Annotated in this window: 22 protein-coding genes; 10 read left to right on the top strand and 12 right to left on the bottom strand. The window is 64.8% G+C overall.

Translation table 11 applies throughout. From position 1 onward, the window contains the following. Positions 1-14 precede the first annotated feature (14 nt). The 4 genes from AVCA_RS17220 to AVCA_RS17205 all read right to left on the bottom strand — a co-directional run bounded on the left by AVCA_RS17220 (position 15) and on the right by AVCA_RS17205 (position 5,702). Positions 15-1,430, bottom strand: coding sequence for a di-heme oxidoreductase family protein (locus AVCA_RS17220; RefSeq protein ID WP_012702304.1), 1,416 nt, complete (start codon positions 1,428-1,430; stop codon positions 15-17). Between the two features lie 57 nt (positions 1,431-1,487). Continuing rightward, positions 1,488-2,813, bottom strand: coding sequence for an imelysin family protein (locus AVCA_RS17215; protein ID WP_012702303.1), 1,326 nt, complete (start codon positions 2,811-2,813; stop codon positions 1,488-1,490). A gap of 110 nt (positions 2,814-2,923) precedes the next feature. Then, on the bottom strand, positions 2,924-4,966 hold the full coding sequence (locus AVCA_RS17210) for a putative bifunctional diguanylate cyclase/phosphodiesterase (RefSeq protein ID WP_041807364.1): 2,043 nt from the start codon (positions 4,964-4,966) through the stop codon (positions 2,924-2,926). A 154-nt stretch (positions 4,967-5,120) separates the two neighbouring features. After that, on the bottom strand, positions 5,121-5,702 hold the full coding sequence (locus AVCA_RS17205; protein ID WP_012702301.1) for a superoxide dismutase: 582 nt from the start codon (positions 5,700-5,702) through the stop codon (positions 5,121-5,123). 252 nt (positions 5,703-5,954) lie between these two features. On the opposite strand from AVCA_RS17205, the gene AVCA_RS17200 reads away from it, so the two are divergent. Further along, positions 5,955-6,845 (top strand): coiled-coil domain-containing protein, encoded by an 891-nt coding sequence (locus AVCA_RS17200; RefSeq protein WP_012702300.1) that lies wholly within the window; start codon positions 5,955-5,957, stop codon positions 6,843-6,845. 39 nt (positions 6,846-6,884) lie between these two features. Here the strand turns inward: AVCA_RS17200 and AVCA_RS17195 are convergent, their stop codons facing one another. Beyond that, positions 6,885-7,934: an alkene reductase gene (locus AVCA_RS17195; protein WP_012702299.1), complete on the bottom strand. Its 1,050-nt coding sequence runs from the start codon at positions 7,932-7,934 to the stop codon at positions 6,885-6,887. An 83-nt stretch (positions 7,935-8,017) separates the two neighbouring features. Next, positions 8,018-8,320, bottom strand: coding sequence for an ArsR/SmtB family transcription factor (locus AVCA_RS17190; RefSeq protein WP_012702298.1), 303 nt, complete (start codon positions 8,318-8,320; stop codon positions 8,018-8,020). 120 nt (positions 8,321-8,440) lie between these two features. Here AVCA_RS17190 and AVCA_RS17185 point away from each other — a divergent pair, with 120 nt between their 5' ends. After that, a complete protein-coding gene (locus AVCA_RS17185) occupies positions 8,441-9,022 on the top strand; it encodes an acyl carrier protein phosphodiesterase (protein ID WP_012702297.1) in 582 nt (193 codons plus the stop codon). Positions 9,023-9,026: 4 nt separating this feature from the next. Here the strand turns inward: AVCA_RS17185 and AVCA_RS17180 are convergent, their stop codons facing one another. Continuing rightward, positions 9,027-9,797: a lysophospholipid acyltransferase family protein gene (locus AVCA_RS17180; protein WP_012702296.1), complete on the bottom strand. Its 771-nt coding sequence runs from the start codon at positions 9,795-9,797 to the stop codon at positions 9,027-9,029. 70 nt (positions 9,798-9,867) lie between these two features. Further along, positions 9,868-10,626, bottom strand: a complete 759-nt coding sequence (gene olsB, locus AVCA_RS17175; protein WP_012702295.1) for an L-ornithine N(alpha)-acyltransferase — start codon at positions 10,624-10,626, stop codon at positions 9,868-9,870. A 566-nt stretch (positions 10,627-11,192) separates the two neighbouring features. Between olsB and AVCA_RS27295 the strand changes: the two genes are divergently transcribed. The 7 genes from AVCA_RS27295 (at position 11,193) to AVCA_RS17140 (ending at position 17,670) form a co-directional block, all read left to right on the top strand. Further along, entirely contained in the window at positions 11,193-11,321 is a 129-nt protein-coding gene (locus AVCA_RS27295) for a hypothetical protein (RefSeq protein WP_373860948.1), read from the top strand. An 84-nt stretch (positions 11,322-11,405) separates the two neighbouring features. After that, a complete protein-coding gene (locus tag AVCA_RS17165; RefSeq protein WP_012702292.1) occupies positions 11,406-12,521 on the top strand; it encodes a serine hydrolase domain-containing protein in 1,116 nt (371 codons plus the stop codon). Beyond that, complete coding sequence (locus tag AVCA_RS17160; protein ID WP_012702291.1) at positions 12,521-12,847, top strand: hypothetical protein; 327 nt, start codon at positions 12,521-12,523, stop codon at positions 12,845-12,847. The genes AVCA_RS17165 and AVCA_RS17160 overlap by 1 nt, the downstream gene beginning before the upstream one ends. Positions 12,848-13,046: 199 nt before the next feature. Further along, a complete protein-coding gene (locus AVCA_RS17155) occupies positions 13,047-14,207 on the top strand; it encodes a phospholipase D-like domain-containing protein (protein WP_012702290.1) in 1,161 nt (386 codons plus the stop codon). 118 nt (positions 14,208-14,325) lie between these two features. Beyond that, the gene (locus AVCA_RS17150; RefSeq protein WP_041807359.1) at positions 14,326-14,913 is read left to right on the top strand and encodes a DJ-1/PfpI family protein; all 588 of its coding nucleotides are present in this window, start codon (positions 14,326-14,328) and stop codon (positions 14,911-14,913) included. A gap of 382 nt (positions 14,914-15,295) precedes the next feature. Beyond that, positions 15,296-16,705: a circularly permuted type 2 ATP-grasp protein gene (locus AVCA_RS17145; RefSeq protein WP_012702288.1), complete on the top strand. Its 1,410-nt coding sequence runs from the start codon at positions 15,296-15,298 to the stop codon at positions 16,703-16,705. A gap of 14 nt (positions 16,706-16,719) precedes the next feature. Next, positions 16,720-17,670 carry an alpha-E domain-containing protein gene (locus AVCA_RS17140; protein WP_012702287.1) on the top strand — a complete coding sequence of 317 codons (951 nt, stop codon included), beginning with the start codon at positions 16,720-16,722 and terminating at the stop codon, positions 17,668-17,670. A gap of 74 nt (positions 17,671-17,744) precedes the next feature. On the opposite strand, the gene AVCA_RS17135 is transcribed toward AVCA_RS17140, so the two are convergent. Next, positions 17,745-18,119 (bottom strand): hypothetical protein, encoded by a 375-nt coding sequence (locus AVCA_RS17135; protein ID WP_231876250.1) that lies wholly within the window; start codon positions 18,117-18,119, stop codon positions 17,745-17,747. Positions 18,120-18,272: 153 nt separating this feature from the next. Continuing rightward, positions 18,273-19,595 (bottom strand): 30S ribosomal protein S12 methylthiotransferase RimO, encoded by a 1,323-nt coding sequence (rimO, locus tag AVCA_RS17130; protein ID WP_012702284.1) that lies wholly within the window; start codon positions 19,593-19,595, stop codon positions 18,273-18,275. Between the two features lie 385 nt (positions 19,596-19,980). Here rimO and AVCA_RS17125 point away from each other — a divergent pair, with 385 nt between their 5' ends. After that, positions 19,981-20,409, top strand: coding sequence for a hypothetical protein (locus AVCA_RS17125; RefSeq protein WP_217652871.1), 429 nt, complete (start codon positions 19,981-19,983; stop codon positions 20,407-20,409). A 1,069-nt stretch (positions 20,410-21,478) separates the two neighbouring features. Here AVCA_RS17125 and AVCA_RS25360 read toward each other — a convergent pair. Together AVCA_RS25360 and AVCA_RS17120 are read right to left on the bottom strand one after the other, a co-directional pair. Beyond that, a complete protein-coding gene (locus tag AVCA_RS25360; protein WP_012702282.1) occupies positions 21,479-22,759 on the bottom strand; it encodes a hypothetical protein in 1,281 nt (426 codons plus the stop codon). Between the two features lie 398 nt (positions 22,760-23,157). Next, entirely contained in the window at positions 23,158-24,198 is a 1,041-nt protein-coding gene (locus tag AVCA_RS17120) for a phage portal protein (RefSeq protein WP_012702281.1), read from the bottom strand. Position 24,199: the final 1 nt, after the last annotated feature.

Here is a 24,199-nt window from a genome sequence, read left to right as displayed (position 1 = left end):
CTTCGGTTCCTTTTTCAGAGGGAGTTCAGAAAGGCCAGGAGTGCCGCACGCTGGCCTGCGTCGAAGGCCAGGACCCGATCCCGCGCCGCTTGCGCCTCGCCGCCGTGCCAGAGAATCGCTTCCAGCGGATTGCGTGCCCGGCCGTCGTGGAGGAGCTGGGTGTGGCCGCTCACCCGTCGCGTCAAACCGAGCCCCCATAGCGGCGGAGTCCGCCATTCGCGACCGCTGGCCTGGAATTCCGCACGATTGTCGGCCAGACCGTCGCCCATGTCATGCAGCAGAAGGTCGCTGTAGGGGTGGATCTTCTGGCTGGCCAGCGTCGCTTCGGCGGCGTCCGCGGCGGTGACGAAGGTCGGGGTGTGGCACCGCGCGCAGCCGGCGCCATGGAACAGCGCCTTGCCGGCCAGCACCTGCGGGTCGTCCACGGCGCGCCGGGCCGGTACGCCGAGGTGGCGGGTGTAGAACAGCACGCGGGCGAGCAGGTGGTCGTCGACCTCCGGCGTCCCGCCATCGGCAGCGGCCAGGCAGGCGCTCTGCGCCGGGGTGCAGTTGTTGCCGGGACGCAGGCGGCTGGAAAGTCCCAGATCGTTGAGGAAGGCCTCGGCGTTCTGCTGGCCGAGATTCGGCTGTCCGGCCTTCCAGCCGAAACGGCCGAGGGCGGTGTTCAGGGTGGCGTGGTCGCGAACCCGGTTGGGCCGGCCGGAGATGCCGTCGCCATCGGCGTCGTCGGGGTCGGCATTGGCGAGAAGGGCTGTGTCGGGAATCGCCTCCAGCAGGCCGAGGCCGATCATCGGTGGGGCGACGCGCAGGGAAAAGCGTGTGTCGGGATGCAGCGGACCGTAGCCCAACCGGTCTAGCTGCAGTCGTGGCCGGCGCAGCTCCACTGCGAAGCCGTCGGCGAAACGCAGGCTGTGGGTGTCGTAGCTCAGGCGCACCCGGGCCTCCGGGATCACGCCGGGCACCGCCATGTCCTGCAGTTGGGTGCCGTAGAGCGGTTCGGGAACCACGCCGAGGCGTGCGGCGATGGAGGCGGTTTCCGGCGTTTCCGGGATCGACAGGCGCAGCAGCAGGGACACGGCGTTGTCCGCCCGCGCCTCCGGTGGGTGGCCGCGGCCGTCGCGGATGTGGCAGTTCAGGCAGGCATTGGTGTTGAACAGCGGGCCGAGGCCGTCGCGGGCGGTGGTGCTGGACGGGGCGATCACCCAGGGCTTGCGGAAGAAGCTGTTGCCGACGGCGAAGTCCATGCGTTGCGAGGCCGTCAGGTTGGCCGCGGGCTGGGCGAAGGCGTCCCGGTCGCTGCGTCGGACGGTGGCGCTGCCGGCCGACAGGGCTTCGTCGGGTTCGGCCCGGCCGAAGTCCGGTGCCTGGCCGTCGCAGGCGCCGAGGCCGAGTGCCAGCAGCAGGGTGAGGCGGTGAAACGGTGACGGCATTGGCGGGGTTCCAGGCAAGGGCGCGGAGGGGGGATTCCGCACCCGGTGCGGCGGGGATCAGAAACTGTGGTCGGCACTGTCCGGATTCAGGTCGCCGATGCCCAGTCGAGCCGCGGCCTGCTCGATGGAGGAGGTCTGCTTGACCAGCGCGGCGATGGCGTCGCGCACCAGTTGCTGCCCGGCGGCGTTATCGGCGGCGATCAACTGGTCGAAGTGCTGATCCTTGGCGGCGTTGTCGACCAGCGCCTGCAGCCGGGCCTCGCTGGCCTCGAGATCGGCCTTCAGGGTGGCATCGGCCTGGGCGTCGGCCTTGGCGACCAGCGACGACAGGTTCGGGCCGCTCAGCAGGCTGCCGTCGAGCTTGCGGTATTCGCCCAGATAGACATTGCGGATGCCTTTGCCGTTGTAGAAGTGCGCGTTGTGGGTATTGTCGCTGAAGCAGTCCTGTTCATCCTCGGTGGAGTTGGCTTCCAGCGGCACCTTCATGCGCTCGCCGGCCAGTTCGCCGAGGGACAGGCTGCCCATGCCGAAAAGCATCTTGCGCAGGCCGTTGGCGGCCGGATCCTTTTCCAGGCTGGCGCGGTAGTTGTCGGCCACCTGGGGTTGCCACTGTTCGACCATGTATTGCAGGTCGCTGACCAGCAGGTCGGTGACTGCCTCGAGGTAGGCGCGGCGGCGCTCGCAATGGCCGCCGGTACAGGCCTCTCCGGCCTGGAAGTCGCTGGCCGGGCGTTGGCCGGCGCCGGGCGCGGTGCCGTTCAGGTCCTGACCCCAGAGCAGGAACTCGATGGCGTGGTAACCGGTGGCCACGTTGGCTTCCGAGCCGGCCAGTTCGTTGAGACTGGCCAGGGCTTCGCCGGTGATCTCGGTGACGTCGATCTTCTCCTCGCCCACCTGGATCTCGGTGTTGGCGATGATGTTGGCGGTGGCGCCGGGATTGCCGAGGGCGTGCTGGTAGTCGGCGGCGACATAGTCGATCAGCCCCTCGTCCAGCGGCCAGGCGTTGAGCTGGCCTTCCCATTCGTCGACCACCGGGTTGCCGAAGCGGAACACCTCGCTCTGCATGTAGGGGACGCGGGCCGCGATCCAGGCCTCGCGGGCGGCCTGCAGGGTATCGGCAGCCGGCTTGGCGAGCAGGGCGTCGATCGCCTGCTGCAGGGCCTTGGCCGTGCTCAGGGAGTCGCCGAACACCGCCAGCGCCAGGTCGGCATAGTGATTCACCACCGCCCTGGCGGCCGCTTCGTCGGCCAGTGGCGTGGCGGCGGGAGCGTTGGCTGCCGGGGTGGCGGTCTGGGCGGTGGTCCGTTCCTTGTTGTCGTCGCAACCGGCGAGCGAGATGGCGATGGCGAGCAGGCTGGCGGAGGCCAGGGAAATGCGGGGCATGCTGAAAGTCCTTGCGGCGGGCGCGATGCGCGGTCGCGGTTATAATGCGAAGGATTTGCATTTTTGAAAAGTGGACGATGGCCGGTTGCCTGCGCCGTGGCCGGCGGGAGTCAACTGACGGGGGCCTGGCGAAGCTGCAGCCGCCGGATGAAGGCGGCCAGCTCCATGGGCGGCAGAGGCTTGCTGTACAGGTAGCCCTGTCCCTCGTGGCAGTCCTGGCTCACCAGGTAGGCCTCCTGCGCGGCGGTTTCCACGCCTTCGGCGGTCACCTGCTTGCCCAGGCTGCGGGCCAACTGGATGATGGTGCGGACGATGGTGCCGGCGTCGTGATCGTCGTCGTTGAGCAGGTCCAGGACAAAGCTCTTGTCGATCTTGATCTTGTCCAGCGGCAGACTCTTCAGGTAGCTCAGCGAGGAGTAGCCGGTGCCGAAGTCGTCGATGGCGATCCGTGCGCCACAGCGGCGCAGACTGCGCAGATGCCGGGCGGCGACCTGGATGTCTTCCATCAGGCTGGTTTCGGTGACTTCCAGTTCCAGGCTGCCGGCCGGCAGCCGGTAGGTGCGCAGCAGCCGGTCGATCAGACGCGGCAGGCCGTCGTGGTGCAGTTGCACGGCGGACAGGTTGACCGCCATGTGCAGTTCGCAGAAGCCCTGGTCGTGCCACTCGCGCAGTTGCCGGCAGGCCTGTTCGAGAACCCATTCGCCGATGGGGATGATGCTGCCGCTGTGCTCGGCCAGCAGCACGAACTGGTCCGGCGGCACCAGGCCGTGGCGCGGATGGCGCCAGCGCAGCAGGGCCTCGACGCCTTCCACCCGCTGGTTCCGGTAGTTCAGTTGCGGCTGGTAGAGCAGTTGCAGCTCGCCGCGCGCCAGGGCCTCGTGCAGATCCTTCTCCAGTTCGCGCCGATGGCGCATTTCCCGATCGACGCTGGCGATGTAGAACTGGTAGCGGCCGTGCGAGCGCTTGGCCAGGGCCATGGTCTGCTCGGCCTTCTGCAACAGCTTCTCGGGAGAGCGGCCGTCCTCGGGGTAGAGGGTGATGCCGATGCTGGCATGCAGGTGGACGTCCTGCTGCTCCTGGCGGAAGGGGACCACCAGATCGTCGAGAATGCCCTGGGCCAGCTCGGCGGCCATGTAGGGCTCGTCGATATCGGCGCGGACCAGCACGAAACGGTCGCCGCCCAGGCGCGCCAGGGCCCCGGGGGCGGTGTCGTGGCTGCGCAGGCGGTCGGCCAGGGCGAGCAGCAGTTCGTCGCCGAAGTGGTAACAGAACTGCTCGTTGATCGACTTGAAATCGTCCAGGCCGACGCAGAGCACGGCGACCCGTCGCTTGTGGCGCCGCGCATCCAGCAGGATCTGGCCGAGCAGGCGCAATAAATGCTGGCGGTTGGGCAGGCCAGTAAGGACGTCGTAGTAGGCCATGCGCTGCAGGCTGTGCTCCGCCTCGTGGCGCAGGCGCGTGTTGCGCTCGATGGAGGCGAGCAACTGGTTGGCGGTGCGAATCCACAGGCCCAACTCGTCCTTTTCGTTGCCCTCCAGCATCGGCAATTGCCGGGCACCGGGATATTCCGGATCGATCTGCGCCAGATTGGCGATGATCCTGTCCAGGGGATTGCTCAGCAGCCGCTGATAGATCAGGTAGAGCAGCATCGCCAGGATGACGGCATGCAACAGGCCGGAGAAGAAGATGAGCTGTGCGCGAACCAGGAAGTCATGACCATGGGCGGCGGTATCCAGCGTGAGGTACAGCTCGCCGTCCGGTGGCCGGCCGGACAGGGGAATGCCGAAACGCCGCTCGCGGCCGAGCAGCACGTCGGTCAGGACTCGGGAAGGGAGGGCCTGTGGCTCGCGGGAGCCTTCGGCCAGGGCGGCTCCGGAGGTCGGGATTATGCCGGCCGAGGTGACCGCCCCGTACTGCAACAGGCCTGCGACGACCTGCAGGCCCCTGTCCCGGTCCAGGTCGTCGAGCGCCTGGGACGAGGGAGCACGGAACATGGCGAGGATCCGTTGCGCCTCGAGATCGATCTGCTGGCGGGTCTTCTGCAACTCGAAGGCGATCTGGGCGCAACTGAACAGCAGTCCGAGCAGAAGGGCGCAGAGCAGTACGACACGGAGCAGTTTTAGGGACAGGCTGTTGCGCAGAGCCGGCTTCACATGGGTGTCCTGGTGGAGTACCGCCTCGGTCAAGTATTGGCACGCTTGGAGAAGACGTCAAAAAACGCTTTTTTTGCAGTGCGGGATGGTTTTTCGCCGCCAAAAACGAGAAAACCCGACCGGAGTCGGGTTTTCCACGGCAGCCCGAATGGGCTCAGGCGGCGTAGTTGGCGGCCACGAAATCCCAGTTCACCAGGTTCCAGAATGCCTCGACGTACTTCGGACGCAGGTTGCGGTAGTCGATGTAGTAGGCGTGTTCCCAGACATCGCAGGTCAGCAGCGGCGTGTCGCCGGAAGTCAGCGGGTTGCCGGCGCCGATGGTGCTGGCCAGGGCCAGGGAACCGTCGGCCTTCTTCACCAGCCAGGCCCAGCCGGAGCCGAAGGTGCCGATGGCGACCTTGGTGAACTCTTCCTTGAACTTGTCGAAGGAACCGAAGGCCGCGTTGATGGCATCGGCCAGGGGGCCGGTCGGCTGACCGCCGCCCTGCGGCTTCAGGCCGTTCCAGTAGAAGGTGTGGTTCCATACCTGGGCCGCGTTGTTGAAGATGCCGCCGGAAGAGGTCTTGACGATGTCTTCCAGGCTCTTGCCTTCGAACTCGGTACCAGGGATCAGGTTGTTCAGGTTCACCACATAGGTGTTGTGGTGCTTGCCGTAGTGGTATTCCAGGGTCTCGGTGGAAATGTACGGCTCGAGGGCGTTTTTCTCGTACGGCAGCGGCGGCAGTTCAAAAGCCATGATTCAACTCTCCATTTTCATCAGGTCGTAGGACACGCGACATGGGCGCGGCCGGTTCGGGTGCTGCTTGGAGCGGGGCGCGAGGCGCCGTAGGTCAGGGATCATAGCACCGGGATTGCGACATATCCACGCAGCACGCATGTGGAAAAGCCCATGCTAGAGCCTCGTTCCGCAGGGGATGGCAACCCCCCTGCGCAAGTCCGAATCGCTATACTGCAGATCCCGTCGGCAGCGCCTTTGCGAAGATTCCCCATGCGCAACGATTCCTTCGATGAAGTGGAGCATATTCCCAGCCTGCGAACGGAGATTCGCGATCCGGCCGTACGCCATGCGGCGGTCGAGGAGACACGGCCGGCACGGCGTGCCGGCAATGGCTTCCTATGGGCGCTGATCGGCGCCTTGAGTCTCTCCCTGGCCGGGCTCGGCTGGTGGAGCCAGCAGCGTCTCGCGCTGATGGAGCAGCAACTGGTGGCGACCCAGGAGAGCTTCGCGCGGATCAGCGAGGATGCGGCGCTGCGTATCCAGAACATCAGCGGCAAGGTGGTGGCCGCCGAGTCCAGCGCGACCACCGGCAGCGAAGCCCTCAGAGTGCAGATCCGCCAGTTGGAGGAACGCCTGGCCGAGCGGGAAAGGCGCGAGCAGGCGCTGCAGGCCCGCCAGGAGGAGCAGGATCTGCGCCTCGGGCAACTGGCCGGCGAACTGCAGAAGCAGCAGGGGGTGACCGTGGAACTGCTGACCCGGCTCGACGAGCGGCTGCAGGCACTCGCCGGCGAGCAGGCGGCACTGAAGGGGCTGCAGGCCGAGCAGGAGCAGCGGCTGGCCGAACGATTGGGCGGCCTCGCCGGGGAGGTGGCGGCGCTGAAGGACCAGCAGGCCGGGCAGGAGCAGCGGCTGGCCATACGCTTGAGTGGCCTGGACGGGGAGGTGGCGGCGTTGAAGAAGCGTACCGATCCGGCCCAGGCCATCGGCCGTCTGGAACAGGAACTGCTGGTGCTGCGCAGCGAGCTGGAAAACCGGCCGCGCCCGCGTGGCGGTGTCGCCGACATCGCCGAGTTCGACGCCTTCCGCGCACAGACCACGCGCAGCTTCACCGCCCTGCAGAGCCAGATGCGCAGCCTGCAGCAGCAGTTGAACGGACGCTGAGACGAAGCGCCCCGGCCAGGCCGGGGCGCCGGTGGCGGACTACAGGGTCGGATAGTCCAGGTAGCCCTGCGGGCCGGAACTGTAGAAGGTTTCCGGATGCGCCTCGTTGAGCGGCGCATCGGCCGCCAAGCGCGCCGGCAGATCGGGATTGGCGATGAAGGGGACGCCGAAGGCCACGGCGTCGGCCTTGCTCTCGGCCAGCCAGCGGTCGGCCTGCTCCTTGGTGAAACGTTCGTTGGCGATCACCGCGCCGCCGAAGGCTTGCTTGATCTGTGGGGTCAGGCTGTCGGCGTCTTCCTTCTCGCGGGTGCAGATGAAGGCGATGCCGCGCTTGCCCAGTTCGCGGGCTACGTGGCTGAAGGTCTCGGCACGGTTGGAGTCGCCCATGTCGTGCAGGTCGGCGCGCGGCGCCAGATGCACGCCGACCCGGCCGGCGCCCCATACCGAGATCGCCGCGTCGGTCACCTCGAGCAGCAGGCGGGCGCGGTTTTCCAGGCTGCCGCCGTAGCGGTCGGTGCGCCGGTTGGTGCTGTCCTGGAGGAACTGGTCGAGCAGGTAACCGTTGGCCGCATGGATCTCCACGCCGTCGAAGCCGGCCTTCCTGGCGTTCTCGGCACCCTGGCGGTAGGCCTCGACGAGGCCGGGGATCTCGTCGGTTTCCAGGGCGCGCGGGGTCTCGAAGGCTTTCTGCGGGCGGACCAGGCTGACATGACCCTTGGGCTGGATGGCGCTCGGCGCCACCGGCAGTTCTCCGTTCAAATAGAGCGGATCGGAGATCCGGCCCACGTGCCAGAGCTGCAGGACGATGCGCCCGCCGGCGGCGTGCACCGCCTGGGTGACGTTCTTCCAGCCGGCGACCTGCTCATCCGACCAGATGCCGGGCGTGTCGGGGTAGCCGACACCCGTCGGGCAGACCGAAGTGGCTTCGCTGATGATCAGGCCGGCGCTGGCGCGCTGCACGTAGTATTCGGCCATCAGCGCGCCGGGCACGCGGCCGGGCTCGGCGCGGCAGCGGGTCAGCGGAGCCATGACGATACGGTTGGGCAGTTGGAGATCGCCGATCTCGATGGGGTCGAAGAGTGTGCTCATTGAGGGGTCTCTCTATAGGGTCGATCGGTGGGACAAGGCCGTCAGCCGGAGCTGTACTGCCGGCGGAAACGAATGGCCGCGCCTTACAGCGCGTCGTGCAACTGCTCGAGAAAGGCCTGGATGGCCGCTTCGTTGCGCTTGAAGAAGCACCACTGGCCGACCTTGCGCACGCTGACCAGCCCGGCACGCTGCAGTGTCGCCAGGTGGGCCGAAACGGTGGACTGGGACAGCCCGGCGCGCTGGTCGATCTGCCCGGCGCAAACGCCGAGTTCCAGGGAGTGCTGCTGATCGGGGAAGTTGCGCTCGGGCTCCTTCAGCCAGTGCAGGATCTGCCGGCGCACGGGATGGGCAAGGGCCTTGTAGATCTCGTCGAAGTCGTCGAGCATGGAGCGGGCCTGTCGGGGTGAATCGTGTTGGGGCGAAGCTTATATCTGTGTATCGCGATATATCAATGCTGGCGTTCGGCTGTCTTGGTTGCGCTCGGCGATCGGGACTAAAGTGTCGTCATGAACTATCTCGCCCATCTCCATCTGGGCGGCCCGCGACCGGCCGACCTGCTCGGCAGCCTTTACGGCGATTTCGTCAAAGGGCCCCTGCAGGGGCACTGGCCGGCGGATATCGAGGCCGCCATCCGCCTGCACCGGCGCATCGATGCCTTCACCGACAGCCATCCCCTGGTGCTGCGGGCCCGGTCGCGCTTTCCCGGGGCGCGGCGCCGTTATGCCGGCATCCTCCTCGATCTGTTCTTCGATCACTGCCTGGCCCGCTCCTGGGCGGATTATGTACAGGAGCCGTTGCCGACCTTCAGCGCGCGGGTCTATGCGCTGCTCGCCGGCGAGGCGCGGTTGCCGGGCCGGCTGGCCGAGCTGGCGCCGCGCATGGCGCAGCAGGACTGGCTGGGCAGCTACCGCGACTTCGCTGTGCTGGAACGGGTGGTGGCGGGGATGCAGCGGCGTCTGTCGCGTCCCGAAGGACTGGATGGCGCCCTGGACGAGTTGGAGCGGCTCTACGAGCCGCTGAGCGAGGATTTCCAGGCCTTCTATCCGCTACTGCAGGATTTCGCCCGCACGCGCGGGCGCGAATCCTGAGCCTTCAGGCGGCGACCGGCAGGGCGCTTCTGTCGCCGAACAGGCATCGAGCGATCGCCGTGTGCGCCTGGCGGCCCAGCTCGGTGCGGCTGAGGCCCTGGCTGTCCAGCGGCGGCAGCAGATGGATTTCCACTTCGCTGCGTTCGCTGCGCAGCAGACGCAGCAGATGCGAGAGCAGGTCGTCGTCGCCGATGAAGGGGGCGACCGGATCGGTCGCCCCGTCGCGCAAATAGCGGATCGCCACCGGCTGTACCGGCACCCGCGATTCCACCGCGCTGGCCAGCAGGCGGCTGTGGAAGCCGCGCAAGCTGCGCCCGTCGGTGGTGGTGCCCTCGGGGAAGATCAGTAGATCGTGGCCGTTGTGCAGGTGGCGCAGCAACTGGTTGCGGACCAGGCCGCTGTCGCCCGCGCCGCGGCGGATGAACAGTGTACCGGCCTTGTGTGCCAGCCAGCCGGCCAGCGGCCAGCTGCGCACCTCGGCCTTGGACAGAAAGGACAACGGGACGAGCCCGCCGAGCAGGGGGATATCGGTCCAGGAAACATGGTTGCTGACCCACAGCATGGGCCGATCCGGCAGCTTGCCGTGCAGGCTCAGGCGAAAGGGCAGGGCGGCAGCCAACTGGACGAGAAAGCGGCGGGTCAGTCGCTGGCGCAGGGCCATCAGATCGTCGCGCCTGAAGCGCTCCAGCAGGCTGACCCCGCCGGCCATGACCAGGCCGAAGGCGAGCACCACCAGCAGGCGGTAAAGGCGTATGTGGAAGTGGAGTTTCTTCATGGGCTCTCGCAAGGGCAGGGCCTCGACGGACAGGGCGCGGAAAAGGATGCGTTCCAGCCGTCGGGAAGAGTCAGACGGCCGCCTTGAAATGGCGGGCATAGCGCGGGCACAGCTCGTCGCGCTTGAGCAGGATGAACACGTCGGCCACCTGGAAGTCCGGGTCCCAGCAAGGTTCGCCGCAGACCTTGGCGCCCAGGCGCATGTAGGCCTTGAGCAACGGCGGCAGCTCGGCGGTGACGTTGCCGGGCAGTTCCAGGCGCGGCAGCGGGGTCTTGGGCTCGGCGCGCAACTGCTCGGTGCACAGGTAGCGTTCGCGCAGGCGCTGCATGACCGCCTGGGCCTGGATGCCGCCGTCCTTCATGGGGATGCTGGCGCAGCCCATCAGATAGCGGTAGCCGCCCTCGTTGAGTACCTCGGCCAGTTCGCTCCAGAGCACGGCGATGGTGGCGCCGTTGCGATAGCCGGGAGCGACGCAGGTGCGGCCGATCTCCAGCAGCGGCCCCCGCAGGCGGGCCAGGCCGTGCAGGCTGAATTCCTCTTCGCTGTAGAAGCGGCCGAGACCGGCGGCGGCCTGGTGGTCGAGCAGCCGGGTGGTGGCGACCAACTCGCCGCTGGCGAGGTCGCGCACGCCGATGTGGCTGCAATGCGGGTCGTAGTCGTCCATGTCCAGTCCCAGTTCGGCGCCTTTGAGTTTGGCGCCGAATTCCGTGCTGAACACACGAAAGCGCAGGGCTTGGGCCTCGCGCAGCGCGTGCGTGCCGAGCAGGCGCTCGGCACGCAGGTGGCGTTCTGGGGTCTTGCGTTCGGAGGTAATGGCACTGTGGGTCATAGGGGGTCTCCGTGAGCCGCCTGAAGCGCTTCGGCAGGAGCCGCGCGAGGCGGCGCGCTCCTGTCCGGCTGCTGACGTTGTGGGGTCGGATCGACTTGGTCGGGTACGCTCAAACTAGGCGGGGGCGGTGTCACGTCCGTGACGTTTGAGTGATCCTTGCGTGACAGGCCATGGCGAAAATGGCGGCAGAAAAGCGCTTGATATGTGTCACTGATAGGGCGCGGGTGACGGAGTATTCCGGCGGGTCTTCGTATCCGGCGAGGTATCCATGCGACGCGAGCCCCATGTGCCGTTCGGCGACGGCACCCATCGATGCCTGCTTTTCGACGATCCGCTCAGGGGGCGAAGGCCGCTTCCCGATCACCGTCACGGCCAGTCCCTGCTGCTCGGCCCGGGCGGCGACCCGATCCGCACGCCGCTGAGCCGCCGAAGCGCATCCCGCTGCGGGAACTGGCCTATATCTTCGCCTCGCACCAGGCCCCGGACAGCATCTCCTCCTTGGGCACGTGGCTGCTGCACACCAGGGCCAAAGTGCTCTGCTCGAGGTGCGCGGCATGCGGGGGGACATGAGAGTGCCGCAGCACGACCGTCCCTCCGTCGGCAAGGAGATGATCGAGGCCCGCCTCGGCTGGATCGAGCATCCGGAGTACGGTATCGATCTTCCGGGACCGGGCGATTACCAAGCGCCGAAATAGGCCGTTCCTTCACGTCCGGAGCATGTCCATTTCGTCATCCGGCCCATGCTAGGCTTCGCGCTCTGCCTGTCGCGAGGTCGATACATGTCCGCCATTGCTTTTTCCGTCCGCTTCCTGCTGGCCGGTCTGACGGCTGCCGTGCTCGTCGCCGGCCGGGCCGTCGCCGAGGACTGGCCGGGCGCCGACTGGACCCGCCGGCCCGTCGCTCCGGGGCCGGCGCTCGCGGCCTTCGAGGCCTATGCCTTCCCGCCGCGGGACGACGAGCGCAGCGGCGTGCGCAGCGACGCCGTGGTGGCGATCCGCGACGGTGTGCTGGTCTATGAGCGCTATGCCGCGCCGACCACCGCGGACACGCCGCATCTGGTCTGGTCGGTGAGCAAGAGCCTGCTCGCCTGCCTGCTCGGCGTCGCCTACGGAGAGGGACGCTTCGGGCTCGACGATCCGGCGGCGCGCTACTATCCGCCGCTCGCCGCCCATCCCGCCCTGCATATGCGCCACCTGCTCAACTGGACCTCCGGCCTGGCCTGGGAAGAGGACTACGAGTACTCGCCGCTGACCTCCTCGGTCATCGCCATGCTCTACACTCGCGGCCATGCCGATATGGGCCGTTTCGTCGCCCAGCACCAGGCGGGTGCCGCACCCGGTACGCACTTCAGCTATTCCAGCGGCGACAGTCTCTTGCTCGCGGCGGTGCTGAAGGGCATGCTCCCGGCCGAGCAGTATGCGGACTACCCCTGGGCGGTGCTGTTCGAGCCGCTTGGTATCGGCTCGGCGGTCTGGGAGCGGGATGCGACCGGCACCTTCGTCGGCGCCTCCTATGCCTACCTGAACGCCCGCGACCTGGCCCGGGTCGGCCTGCTGATGCTGCGCGACGGCCGCTGGGGCGAGCATCGCCTGCTGCCGGAGGATTGGGTCGCTTTCAACCGCTCGCCGGTACCCGGCTACCGGCCCCGTGCGGAGAGCCTGGTTCCGGGGGGACACTGGTGGCTGAACCTGCCGTTGGAGGGGGCGCCGCCGCCCTGGCCCGACGTGCCGGAGGACACCTTCGCCGCTCTGGGCCACTGGGGCCAGGCGCTTTACGTGCTGCCGAAGGAGAAGTTGGTGATCGTTCGCTTCGCCGACGACCGCGATGCGAGCTATCGGCACAACGACTTCCTGCGACTGGCCCGTGCGGCCTTCGTTGTCGGAGAGGCTCCCTGATGCGTCGTCGTCATGCCCTGCTGCTGGGCTCGGCCGTGCTGCTGGCGGTCGCCGTGGTCTGGCCGAACCGTGCGCACCTGGCCGCCTTCCCCGACATCATCGGTGCCTACAGCGCCAAGGAATACTGTTCCTGCCGTTACGTGAGCGGCAACCCGGCGGATTATTGCCAGGTCTATATCCGGCAATACATTCCGATCGACCTGTTGCACGATGAGCCGGCCAGTCGGACAGTGACCGCCCGCGGTCTGGGACGGACCCACAGCGCCGCCTGGCTCGGTCCGCGCGAGGGCTGCCGGTTGCTGGGGGAGACGCCGTCCGCGCCCTGAGCCCTCGCTCCGGAGCGCGTCGGCAAGCTTTCGGTTACGGCCCGGAGCGGTTATCGTCCTGCGCCGATCTTCAAGCGAGAGGTCGCATGGCTCAACCCTTTATCCATCTGGCGTCCATACGATTGCCGCCGGCCGGGGGGCGTTTTTTCCCGACGGGGGCATCGGTCGTTTCTGCTTCTCCTTCGGGCCCGGAGCCGTGATGCAGAGCGGTGCGGTCTTTCCCTGGCGGGGCGGCAATCGCTTCAGCCTGCTGGTCGATGGCGATGCCTTCTTTCCGCGCATGCTGGAGGCCATCGCCGGGGCCAGATGGCGGGTCGATCTCGAACTGTATCTGGTCGAGGATGGCCGCTGCGCCGGCCTGCTGGTGGATGCGCTGGTCGCCGCGGCCCGGCGCGGCGTGCAGGTGCGTTGCCTGTTCGATGGCTTCGGGGCGCTCGGTTTCGGTGCCGCCCTGCGCGTCCGCCTGACCGGGGCGGGTGTCGCCTTGGTGTTGTTCAATCCTCTGCGCTGGCATTTCGGCTTGCACAATCTGCATCGCGATCATCGCAAGATGCTACTGGTGGACGATCGCCTGGGCTATGTCGGCGGTACGGGCGCCACCGACGAGTTCTGGGACCCGCAAAATACCAGCGGCCTGTGGCATGAGGTCATGGTGGAAATCGCCGGGCCGCTGCTGGCCGACTGGCGGACGCTGTTCGATCATCAGTGGATGCTCTGCCACGAGTGGGGCCGCTGGCGCTCGCAGCGGCCGCCGAAGCCCCCGCGCATCCCGCCGAGTCCTTTGCGTCGCGAGGGTTCGGGCCGGCTCGCCTATGCCGAGGCGCATCAGCACCGCGATGTCCTGCAATCGCTGATCCGCAGTCTGCACCGCGCGAACCGGCGTATCTGGCTGGCCACTCCCTATTTCCTGCCGACCTGGAAGGTACGCCGCGCCCTGCTCAAGGCGGCCCGGCGCGGCGTGGAGGTGCGCCTGCTGCTGGCCGGACGCAATACCGACCATCCGCCGGTGCGCTATGCCGGCCAGCGCTATTATCGCCGCCTGCTGCAGGCCGGCGTACGCATCTTCGAATACCAGCCGCGCTTCCTGCACCTGAAGATGGTGCTGGTCGACGACTGGGTCAGCGTCGGCTCCTGCAATTTCGATCACTGGAACCTGCGCCTGAATCTGGAGGCCAATCTCGAAACGCGCGATCCGCGCTTCATCGCCGAGGCCGTCGAATGCTTCCTCGCCGACTTCCAGGTCAGCCATGAGGTCGACCGGCGACAGTGGCAGGCCCGTCCCTGGTATCGCCGGCTGCGTCAGCGGCTGTGGGGCTGGCTGGACCGGCTGGTGGTCGATCTGCTGGATCGCGGCGGTTGAATGGCCGGCGGCGGGTCGACGGCCGGGAAGCGGCAGGGTAGGGTGGGCCTCTCTGACGCACAGCCCTCCCGGTCCGGAGAGGTTCGTGCGCTTTTCTCGTCCCGTTCAGGAGTTTCCCATGTCCGCCAAGAAGATCCTCATGCTGGTCGGCGACTATGCTGAAGACTACGAAACCATGGTGCCGTTCCAGGCACTGCTGATGGTCGGCCATACGGTGCATGCCGTGTGCCCGGGCAAGCAGACCGGGCAGAGCGTGCGAACCGCCATCCACGATTTCGAGGGCGACCAGACCTACAGCGAAAAGCCCGGACACAACTTCGCCCTGAATTTCGATTTCGCCCAGGTGCGCGCCGAAGACTACGACGCACTGCTGGTCCCGGGGGGCCGGGCGCCCGAATACCTGCGCCTCGACGAGCGCGTGCTGGAACTGGTGAGGAACTTCGCCACGGCGAACAAGCCGATCGCCGCCGTTTGCCACGGCGCCCAATTGCTGGCGGCGGCCGGCGTGCTCGCGGGACGTTCGTGCAGCGCCTACCCGGCCTGCGCCCCGGAGGTGCGACTGGCCGGTGGCGAATATGTGGATGTTCCGCTGGATCAGGCCCACGTCGACGGCAACCTGGTCACGGCGCCGGCCTGGCCGGCGCATCCTGCCTGGCTGGCAAGGTTCCTCGAACTGCTGGGCACCCGGATCGTTCATGAAGGCTAAGGGGACCGCGAGGTACCGGCCGGGCCTGTGCCCGGCGTCGAGGTGCGCTCGGAATGCCTGTCGCGGGTAATTCAGGGTGGGTGTTGCATTTTTTTGGTGCGCGATGGATCTTGCTCGGCGAGCAGGGGGCCGTTTTGGTGCATGGGCTTCCCGGCTCCGTCACCTCCTGTGCGTGATATGGACGCTGAACGCTATGACGGGATCGCCTGGCGCGGTGGATATCGACCGAACGGCGGCACGGAGAGGCGCCGGGTGGGTACCGCTGCCGCTTCCGATCCGTCGCCGCTACCGCTGGCGTGTCTCCAAGCCATTGATAGAAATAGGAACTTGGCAACTGGCATGAGCTTTGCGAATTTCTTTTATGCACAGCCGAGGAGCATGCATGGATCGCCAATCTTTTGACGAAATGTACGATGCGAACGGCGTCTGCCGGCCGCATTACCGGGGCTTCGCCAACTGGCTGGAGAACACTTCCCAGGAGGTGCTGGCCCAGCGTCGGCGCGAGGCCGATCTTCTGTTTCACCGGGCGGGCATCACTTTCACCCTGTACGGCGACGCGCAGGGCACCGAGCGCCTGATCCCCTTCGACACCATCCCGCGCAGCATTCCCGCCAGCGAGTGGCGCGGGATCGAGGCCGGCTGCATTCAGCGGGTCCAGGCACTGAACCTGTTTCTCGCCGACATCTATCACGATCAGCGCATCCTCAAGGCCGGCATCATTCCTCCGGAGCAGGTGCTGTCCAACAGCGGCTACCAGCAGGTGATGCACGGGCTCGACCTGCATCGCGACATCTATGCGCACATCGCCGGGGTCGATCTGGTGCGCGACGGGGACGGCACCTTCTACGTGCTGGAGGACAACCTGCGCACGCCGAGCGGTGTCAGCTACATGCTGGAAGATCGCAAGATGATGATGCGACTGTTCCCCGAACTGTTCGCCGCCCAGCGCATCGCCCCCATCGACCACTATCCGAACCTGTTGCTGGAAGCCCTGAAGAGTTCCAGTCCGCTGGATAACCCCAGCGTGGTGGTGCTGACGCCGGGACGCTACAACAGCGCCTATTTCGAACACGCTTTCCTGGCCCGCGAGATGGGCGTGGAACTGGTGGAAGGGGCCGACCTGTTCGTCCGCGACGAACGGGTGTTCATGCGCACCACCGCCGGCGCCAGGCCGGTGGACGTCATCTACCGGCGGCTGGACGATGCCTTCCTCGATCCGCTGGCATTCAATCCCGAATCGGTGCTGGGTGTGCCGGGGCTGCTTTCGGCCTATCGCCGCGGCAGCGTGGTGCTGGCCAACGCCATCGGTACCGGGGTGGCCGACGACAAGTCGATCTATCCCTATGTCACCGACATGATCCGCTTCTATCTGGGCGAGGAGCCGATCCTGCAGAACGTGCCGACCTGGCAATGCCGCAAGCCGCAGGACCTGTCCCATGTCCTGGCCCATCTGCCCGAACTTGTGGTCAAGGAGACCCAGGGCTCCGGCGGTTATGGCATGCTGGTGGGACCGGCGGCCACCAAGGCCGAGATCGAGGCCTTCCGCGAGCGTCTCAAGGCGCGCCCCGAGGCCTACATCGCCCAGCCGACCCTGAGCCTGTCGACCTGCCCGACCTTCGTCGAAAACGGCATCGCGCCGCGGCACATCGATCTGCGGCCCTTCGTCCTGAGTGGCCGCGAAACCCGCCTGGTGCCTGGGGGACTGACCCGCGTGGCGCTGCGGGAAGGCTCGCTGGTGGTCAACTCGTCCCAGGGCGGCGGGACCAAGGATACCTGGGTCGTTGAGGATTGAAGGAATTATCGAGCATGTTAAGTAGAACCGCCGCCGATCTGTACTGGATGTCGCGCTATCTGGAGCGTGCCGAGAATCTCGCGCGGATGCTCGACGTCAGCTACTCCTTGTCCCTGATGCCGCAGGACGATCGCGGCAATGGCCTCGACGAACTGGCCATGCCGCTGCTGATCACCGGCACCCTCGAGGATTACCTGCAGCGCCACGGCGAACTGCACGCCGAGCGCATGCTGCATTTCTTCGCCCTCGACGCGAGCAACCCGGCCAGCCTGTTCAACTGCCTGGCCGCGGCGCGCAGCAACGCCCATGCGGTACGCGGGCGGATCACCGCGGACATGTGGGAGAACATCAACGCCACCTGGCTGGCCTTGCTCGATCTTGCCGAGCAGGGGCTGAGCGGCTACGGCATCAGCCGTTTCTGCGAGTGGGTCAAGGAGCGTTCGCACCTGTTCCGCGGCGCCACCTACAGCACCCTGATGCGCGGCGACGTGTACAGCTTCATCCTCCTGGGGACTTTCATCGAACGGGCCGACAACACCCTGCGTCTGCTCGACGCCCGTTACGAACTGCTCGGTGCGGACAGCGAGGACCCCAACGACCGCTCGGCCCGCGCCTACTACCAGTGGAGCGCGCTGCTCCGCGCGCTGAGCGCCTTCGAGGCCTTCGCCGAGATCTATCGCGGCTCGCCGCGGGCCGGCAAGGTAGCCGAGCTGCTGCTGCTGCGGGCGGAGGTACCGCGCTCGCTGCGGGCCTGCCTGACCGAGTTGCAGCATACGCTCGCCGACCTGCCTGGCGACAACGGTCGTCCGGCGCAGCGCCTGGCCGCCGAACTGGAGGCGCGGCTACGCTACACGGCGATCGAGGAAGTCCTGGAAACCGGAATGCACGCCTGGATCACCGAGTACATCGAACAAGTCCAGCAACTGGGCGACGCCATTCACAAGTGCTATCTGGAGGTGGCCTGAGCGGGCGCGCGCAAGCGCAGGGGCCTCTTCCCGTCCATCGCCAAAAAGAGGCTGGCGGGCGTTCGCCGGCCTCCTCAATGGCAATCGCCAGCCTCGGCCTGGCGGTATTCGATGATTTCGCTGACCCGGAAGCTGCCCGGGAAGTCCTGGCAGCCCCGGCAATCGAGCTGTGGTCCAGGGGTGCCGCGCAGGACCGCGAAGGCTTCCTCGTAGGGCTCGCTGACCAGGCTCGTGTACTGGGCCTCGAGACGGTGGCCGGTGGCGGCATCCGCGACCAGCCAGAGGGGCGCTTCCGCATTGCAGGGAACGAAGATGTGCATCTCCGGGAGCATGACCAGATGGCCCTGGTAACGTGCGGCCGACGACAGGCCGCCGTTCCCGGTCGCGGGGCCGCCTGCACAGCCGGCGAGCGACAGGGCGCCGGCGAGAAGGAAGAAAATCCGGTGCATAAGCCTCCTTGGAACTGATTTGATGCGCGTTAGCCTGATTGGGGAGGCTGCTACCCGCTTCAGGCGAGGTCAAGGGTTGGCGGGAAAGACCGGCGTCGTTTCCCTGTGGAGCGCGCCGGCCCGTAAGGGCGGATCGGCGCGCGAACTCGGGCGTCAGAGGGTTTCGGCCCAGAGATCGTACTCATCGGCATCGGTGACGCGCACGCGCACCTTGTCACCGGGTTTGAGCACCTGTGCACTGTCGACGTAGACATTGCCGTCGATCTCCGGGGCGTCGGCCCAGGAGCGGCCGACGGCACCCTGCTCGTCGACCTCGTCGATCAGCACCTCGATCTCCTGGCCGATCCGGCGTTGCAGGCGCGCCGCGCTGATCGCCTGCTGGTGGGCCATGAAGCGCTCCCAGCGTTCCTGCTTGACCTCTTCCGCTACCGCGCCTTCCAGTTCGTTGGCCGGTGCGCCATCCACCGCCGAATACTGGAAGCAGCCGACGCGGTCGAGCTGGGCCTCGCTCAGCCAGTCGAGCAGGTACTGGAAGTCCTCCTCGGTCTCGCCGGGGAAGCCGACGATGAAGGTCGAGCGGATGGTCAGCTCCGGACAGATCTCCCGCCATTTCCTGATGCGCGCGAGGGTCTGGTCCTCGAAGGCCGGACGTTTCATCGCCTTGAGGATCTTCGGGCTGGCGTGCTGGAGGGGGATGTCCAGGTAGGGCAGTATCTTGCCGGCGGCCATCAGCGGGATCAGCTCGTCGACGCTGGGGTAGGGGTAGACGTAGTGCAGACGCACCCAGACGCCCATCCTGCCGAGTTCCTCGCACAGTTCGAGCAGACGCGTCTTCACCGGCCGGCCGTTCCAGAAGTCGGTCCGGTACCTGAGGTCGACGCCGTAGGCGCTGGTGTCCTGGGCGATCACCAGGAGCTCCTGGACGCCGGCCCCGACCAGACGCTCGGCCTCGCCCAGCACCTCGCCCGCCGGGCGGCTGACCAGTTTGCCGCGCATGGACGGGATGATGCAGAAGGCGCAACTGTGGTTGCAGCCTTCGGATATCTTCAGGTAGGCGTAGTGGCGCGGGGTCAGCCTGATGCCCTGCGGCGGCACCAGATCGACGAAGGGATCGTGGTCGGCCTTCGGCGGCGCCACCTCGTGCACGGCGCTGACCACCTGCTCGTACTGCTGCGGGCCGGTGACCGCCAGCACGCTGGGATGCACGTTGCGGATGGCTTCCTCGGATACGCCCATGCAGCCGGTGACGATCACCTTGCCATTTTCCGCCAGGGCCTCGCCGATGGCATCGAGGGACTCGGCCTTGGCGCTGTCGATGAAGCCGCAGGTGTTGACCACCACCACGTCGGCCTCCTCGTAGGACGGTACGATCCGGTAACCCTCCGTGCGCAACTGGGTGAGGATGCGTTCGGAGTCGACGGTGGCCTTCGGGCACCCGAGCGACACCCAACCTATGCTAGGAACTTCTTTTGACATGAGTGCACCTCGGGGGCGGGATCGCGGTGAAAAAATGGGGGCGAGAGTATACAGCGATCCGTGGTTTTCCAATCCCCATCGCGTCGGTTCGGCGGGTCGGCTCCGGAACTGACCGGAAGTAGAGAATCGCCAGGAAACCGCGATGCGGCCGGCGATGGGCGGCGGTCCCGTGCCGGGCAGGGTGTGCTGTTCCATGTCAGGCTCGATGGGTGTGGCCGGCCACCGGGACTGAGCGCGGCGGATGCCGGTGGGGCGCCTATGCTCAGAGGTTGAGCGAATCCAGGCTCGCCCGCGTCCGACGCCCATTCAAGGAGGAATCCATGAAGCTGGAGCAGCCCCGCGAATCCATTGTTCGCAATGGTGGTGTCGTATGGAGACGTCCTGCATGACCAGGTCCTCCCTTTTCATTGCCGTGCTCGCGGCCTTGCTCGTCTGGCTGTTATCCCGCGAGACGGACGCATTGCGCGCCGAGCTGAAGCTCGCGACCGAGAGCGCCGAGCAGGCCATGCGACTGGCCGATCGTCGCCAGGCCGATATCGAGCACCTGAACGCCGCGCTCGGCAGCGAGCGCAGCGTTCAGGAGCGGTTGCGCCGGGAACAGGGCGACCTGCATACCCTGCTGGCCGGCCATCAGCGACAACTCGAAGCGTTGAGGGATGAAAATCGACGACTGCGCGACTGGGCCGCCAAGTTTCTACCTGCCGCCCAGCGGCCGGGCGAGCAGCCGGCCCCCGGCGATGCCGATGCCTATGACGAAGGACTATCCGGCAATTCCGCCAGACCGGCGACTGCCGTCGATTCGGCCGGGCATTAGCTGAGCCGGATCATGTGAAAGGTATCTGGAGGGAGGTACCGGCCATGTCTGGTGTGGTACCTATGGGGGAGAGGGGCGCAAGCTCTGCCGGAAGCGATATGAAACCCGACTCCACAGCAATCGGCCCGGGTTGCGTGAGCAACCCGGGCCGATCGTCGTATTTGGTTGCGGGGGCCCGCTTTGTACGTTATCGATACGCTTCAGATAGCCCCTTGAATGAGACGAAGAGCCCGCGAGTATGCGGGCTTTTTTGTGCGCGCAGATATGTATGCGGGCGACCTGACGGACACCCCTGCCGGCTACTTCCTGAATTTTCAGTTTGGCATCGGAAAAGGGTTAGAAAGGTAAGTATCAGAATGAAAACGCCTGAAAGGCCTGAATGACGTGGCTTGTAGCGATTCTGCAAAAGGTTGGAAACGGGTAAGAAATAGGTTGGACATTACCTTTTAGAAAGGTTAGAAACTCATTTATATGATTCTTTATAAATCAATGGCTTAGAGAAAAATTACCTGTCTTCCAACCATTTCTAACCGTCTGTCGGTAATGGCTGCAGCCTTAGTGCCATGCGGGTTTCAGCCATGCTGAGTGGATTTTCCAACCATCTAACCCGTTTCCGATGCCGTCCTGAAAAATGGCTGTCTGCTGGCTCCTCCCGTTTTCTGCCTTGAGCCTCCAGCCCTTACCCGTGAAGGGATCTGAAGGCTTTCCAGGCCCCTGATAACCCCCGCACAGCGCCCAGCCTGTCTGTCCTGCGCCCTGCTGAAGGCCTGAAGAAAAAGCGACACGTTTAGCCCGCAGGTGTCGTGGGGGGACAACTGCGCGCGCCGGGCCCTGCCCACCCAAGCTAGAGGGATACGCTCTCCAAGTCAGGGGGGTGTAGGCGGTAAGAGGACGGACGTTGTGTACTGATGAGAAAATAAAGAAAAGCCGCCACGAGGGCGGCTTGCATGAGATGAGAGTAAAGCCTTATTTCGTAAGCTTACTTTCTATGGGATTCGCTAACGCCAAGCTTTAGTCGACCATAGAGAATACAGCAAGTTACTGGTAGGCTAGAAGCGATTATTGAGCATCATGCTTGTGTAGGTAAATCTGCTAGTTCCAGCAGGTCCGCCCGATTCTGGTTTGCCAGCCAAATTAGAAAGCCACGATCGACTACATTGAGCTTCAAGTTGGTTTGGTCGTAGTCAAGGACAATTGGTTTGATTTCCTTTTTCACTTGAAGTGATGCGGTCGATTGCAGAGCCTGTGTCAAGTTTCCAATGTTCAAGGCTTGACCCTCTGGGTGGTGTTGGCGGAGAACATCGCGGATATGTCGATAAGTAAGACCAGACTCTAATAACTGGTTGTCAGCACTGAGCACTGGATATAGCAGCCACTTATACATTTGAAGTGCGGTTTCCTGAAAGCCGCCTGCAAATAGCGTAATAAACGAGTTATACCGTCCGGTCTGTTGATTGACGACTTCCCTGATGAGTGTGGGAACATCAATTGTGGAGCCAACATCAACACGTGTGCTCGACTGCGTGAGATTAATACCTTCTCGGGTGCATGCTTGATAGCATGCCTCTTGAACAATATAAACGCTATCGAGAGAGTTGGCGATAACGGTATCCTTGAACGATTGCGCAAAGCAAATGTTGAGCATGGCCTCCCCAGCTGAAATGACCTCATGAAGCTCTTCATGTGTCCAGCGGTCGGCATTGACGCCAATAATTCTTCCGGTGAGGTCACCATTGTAGACAGTTAGACGCCCTTCCTCGAGCCAGACACCAACTATGATAAAGCAAAGTGATGATTGCTCATGAAATGCCTTTAGTGCTACAGAAAAGTCCTTTTGCGTATCAATCGGTAGATAATGGAAATCTTCAAGAACAATAAACTTCTTGAAGCCCTTTAGTGCAGAGATTATGTCGTTAACATCCTCTGGATCAAGCTCTAATGGAGCGCTCGTTACCGATGTAGTATTTGTCTCCTCCTTATCTCCACCTGTCTCAGCCCCGACACCGAAAACAGACGCCTTGAAGGAGGCTACGATTTTATTTCGTCCTGCAGTGGTCCGAGTCGATGACTGGGTAACTTCGTAGCCAGCCCGCTTCAAAATGGCTGAATTAAGTTCAGCAATACCCCATTTGTTAGAGCAATGAACGACAATGTAATCCTCATCTTTGAGGCAGTGTTTTCGCAGCGAGGTTTTCCCCTGCTTGGAACTGCCATAGATAATAACGTGTCTATCGCGAGTCAGATTCGCAACAAAAAATTCGTCCACCTCATTCCGGGTAACGTAGTTCAATGGCAACTCGCGTCCAATACCATAGACGTCCGAAGCGCGATTCACAATTTCTGGCTTCATGTTATCTCCTAGAAACAACTGATTAGCTTGCCGCGAGCGGTAATTATGAGGCTCAAACACAAATAGACACCGGTTGGGGAATCCAATCGACAAATATGGTAGGTAACGTTATGAGGAACAGTACACTCCGCCACTTTTAGGGCTGTGTCCAGGAAGAGAGGAAATGTAAGGTAGTTATGTACTATGACGGCAACTCCATATGCGTACAGCGTTCAATTGGCAACAAGGGTAACCTAGCGCATGGAGGAAAAACAATCTGAGCAGCGACCACAGTCGCGCGCTTAGGATAAGAAAAGAGGAAGTCTGTTCTGGCCGATCTCTGCCTGTTTTGATCGGCCTTGTTTCCTGCATTTGACTATTTGTCAGTACGCGCGTCCTCTTAATACGAAGGAATAAGCTCAAGCCTGAGCGGCTAACTCATAAGGCCTGAACCTGATCACCTCCTCACCAACCCACTCATTCACCGCCAGCATGCGCGCCTGGATCGGCTCCAGCTCGTTGGCCGCGTATACCAGGGCCGCATCCTTCACCGAGCCGAAGCCGCCGGCGTTCTGCGGCACCACGCCCATCAACTGTGGCGGGATGCGCAGCCCGGCCAGCATGTCGTCGCGAGTGATGTTCTTGATGTTGCCGAACTCGTCCTTGGCCGCCACCTCGCTGACCGGGATGACTTGAATTCCGTCTTTCTTGCCGCTCGGTGAGTAGAGGAACAGGTTGCGGAAGTTCCCCGGCCCCTTGGCGCTGCGCAGTGCCTCGCGCAGGGCATTGACGTCCTTCTCGTTCTGCGCCGCGTCGCTCATGTAGAGGATGAACCCGGCATGCGAGCCGTTCAGGTAGTAGCGCCGGCGGAATAGGGTGGCCGACTCGTTGAGCAGCGCCGACTGCAGCGCCGCCAGCCATTCCGGCAGGCCATACACCTCTTGGTTGATATCGGCCTCGCGGATGTGACAGATGGTCCCTGCCTCGAACTCGTGCTCGTCCTGCCAGCCCCTGACCATGAAATAGCGGTCCAGGTCCTGGCCGCGGCGCATGTACTTTGCCAGCGCCGGCTGCAGCGACAGCGTGCCGCCCAGCCGGTTGCGGCGCCGCTCCAGGTAGGCATTGCCGCACCACAACCAGTCCAACGCGAACTGCTCGAACGCCTCCCGGTCCAGCAGCCGGTGGGGGATGAATGTGCGGCTGAGCATGTTGCGCTTGAAAGTCAGCCCGGACTGCAGGTAGACGCTCGCCCGGGTCGAGCGGGCCAGGCCGTCAAGGTTAATCGGCGGCTCGTACCAGCGGCCGTTGAACCAGCACTCCAGGTAGTCGAGGATCTCGCCGCCATCGAGGACCGGCGTCGGATCGCCGAAGGTGAAGGCCTCGACCCCGCCGGCCGGAGCGGCAGGCTTGCTGGGCGCGGGCGCGCGGAAAATCTGAGCCAGGCGGCTAAGTGCGTTCATC

Origin of the sequence: Azotobacter vinelandii CA, from assembly GCF_000380335.1 — a bacterium.
In the GTDB taxonomy this organism is placed as follows: Bacteria; Pseudomonadota; Gammaproteobacteria; order Pseudomonadales; family Pseudomonadaceae; genus Azotobacter; species Azotobacter vinelandii.
Note: the sequence above shows the minus strand (reverse complement) of the source record. Positions and strands in the feature narration are given on the sequence as shown.

Coding starts and splice junctions, on each gene's coding strand:
- AVCA_RS17135 (WP_231876250.1), bottom strand. CDS start 18,119: ATGCACCGGATTTTCTTCCTTCTCGCCGGCGCCCTGTCGCTCGCCGGC.
- AVCA_RS17120 (WP_012702281.1), bottom strand. CDS start 24,198: ATGAACGCACTTAGCCGCCTGGCTCAGATTTTCCGCGCGCCCGCGCCC.
- AVCA_RS17140 (WP_012702287.1), top strand. CDS start 16,720: ATGTTAAGTAGAACCGCCGCCGATCTGTACTGGATGTCGCGCTATCTG.
- AVCA_RS17205 (WP_012702301.1), bottom strand. CDS start 5,702: ATGGCTTTTGAACTGCCGCCGCTGCCGTACGAGAAAAACGCCCTCGAG.
- AVCA_RS17150 (WP_041807359.1), top strand. CDS start 14,326: ATGTCCGCCAAGAAGATCCTCATGCTGGTCGGCGACTATGCTGAAGAC.
- AVCA_RS17200 (WP_012702300.1), top strand. CDS start 5,955: ATGCGCAACGATTCCTTCGATGAAGTGGAGCATATTCCCAGCCTGCGA.
- AVCA_RS27295 (WP_373860948.1), top strand. CDS start 11,193: ATGAGAGTGCCGCAGCACGACCGTCCCTCCGTCGGCAAGGAGATGATC.
- AVCA_RS17190 (WP_012702298.1), bottom strand. CDS start 8,320: ATGCTCGACGACTTCGACGAGATCTACAAGGCCCTTGCCCATCCCGTG.
- AVCA_RS17195 (WP_012702299.1), bottom strand. CDS start 7,934: ATGAGCACACTCTTCGACCCCATCGAGATCGGCGATCTCCAACTGCCC.
- olsB (WP_012702295.1), bottom strand. CDS start 10,626: ATGACCCACAGTGCCATTACCTCCGAACGCAAGACCCCAGAACGCCAC.
- AVCA_RS25360 (WP_012702282.1), bottom strand. CDS start 22,759: ATGAAGCCAGAAATTGTGAATCGCGCTTCGGACGTCTATGGTATTGGA.
- AVCA_RS17185 (WP_012702297.1), top strand. CDS start 8,441: ATGAACTATCTCGCCCATCTCCATCTGGGCGGCCCGCGACCGGCCGAC.
- rimO (WP_012702284.1), bottom strand. CDS start 19,595: ATGTCAAAAGAAGTTCCTAGCATAGGTTGGGTGTCGCTCGGGTGCCCG.
- AVCA_RS17155 (WP_012702290.1), top strand. CDS start 13,047: ATGCAGAGCGGTGCGGTCTTTCCCTGGCGGGGCGGCAATCGCTTCAGC.
- AVCA_RS17215 (WP_012702303.1), bottom strand. CDS start 2,813: ATGCCCCGCATTTCCCTGGCCTCCGCCAGCCTGCTCGCCATCGCCATC.
- AVCA_RS17160 (WP_012702291.1), top strand. CDS start 12,521: ATGCGTCGTCGTCATGCCCTGCTGCTGGGCTCGGCCGTGCTGCTGGCG.
- AVCA_RS17180 (WP_012702296.1), bottom strand. CDS start 9,797: ATGAAGAAACTCCACTTCCACATACGCCTTTACCGCCTGCTGGTGGTG.
- AVCA_RS17125 (WP_217652871.1), top strand. CDS start 19,981: ATGACCAGGTCCTCCCTTTTCATTGCCGTGCTCGCGGCCTTGCTCGTC.
- AVCA_RS17165 (WP_012702292.1), top strand. CDS start 11,406: ATGTCCGCCATTGCTTTTTCCGTCCGCTTCCTGCTGGCCGGTCTGACG.
- AVCA_RS17145 (WP_012702288.1), top strand. CDS start 15,296: ATGGATCGCCAATCTTTTGACGAAATGTACGATGCGAACGGCGTCTGC.
- AVCA_RS17220 (WP_012702304.1), bottom strand. CDS start 1,430: ATGCCGTCACCGTTTCACCGCCTCACCCTGCTGCTGGCACTCGGCCTC.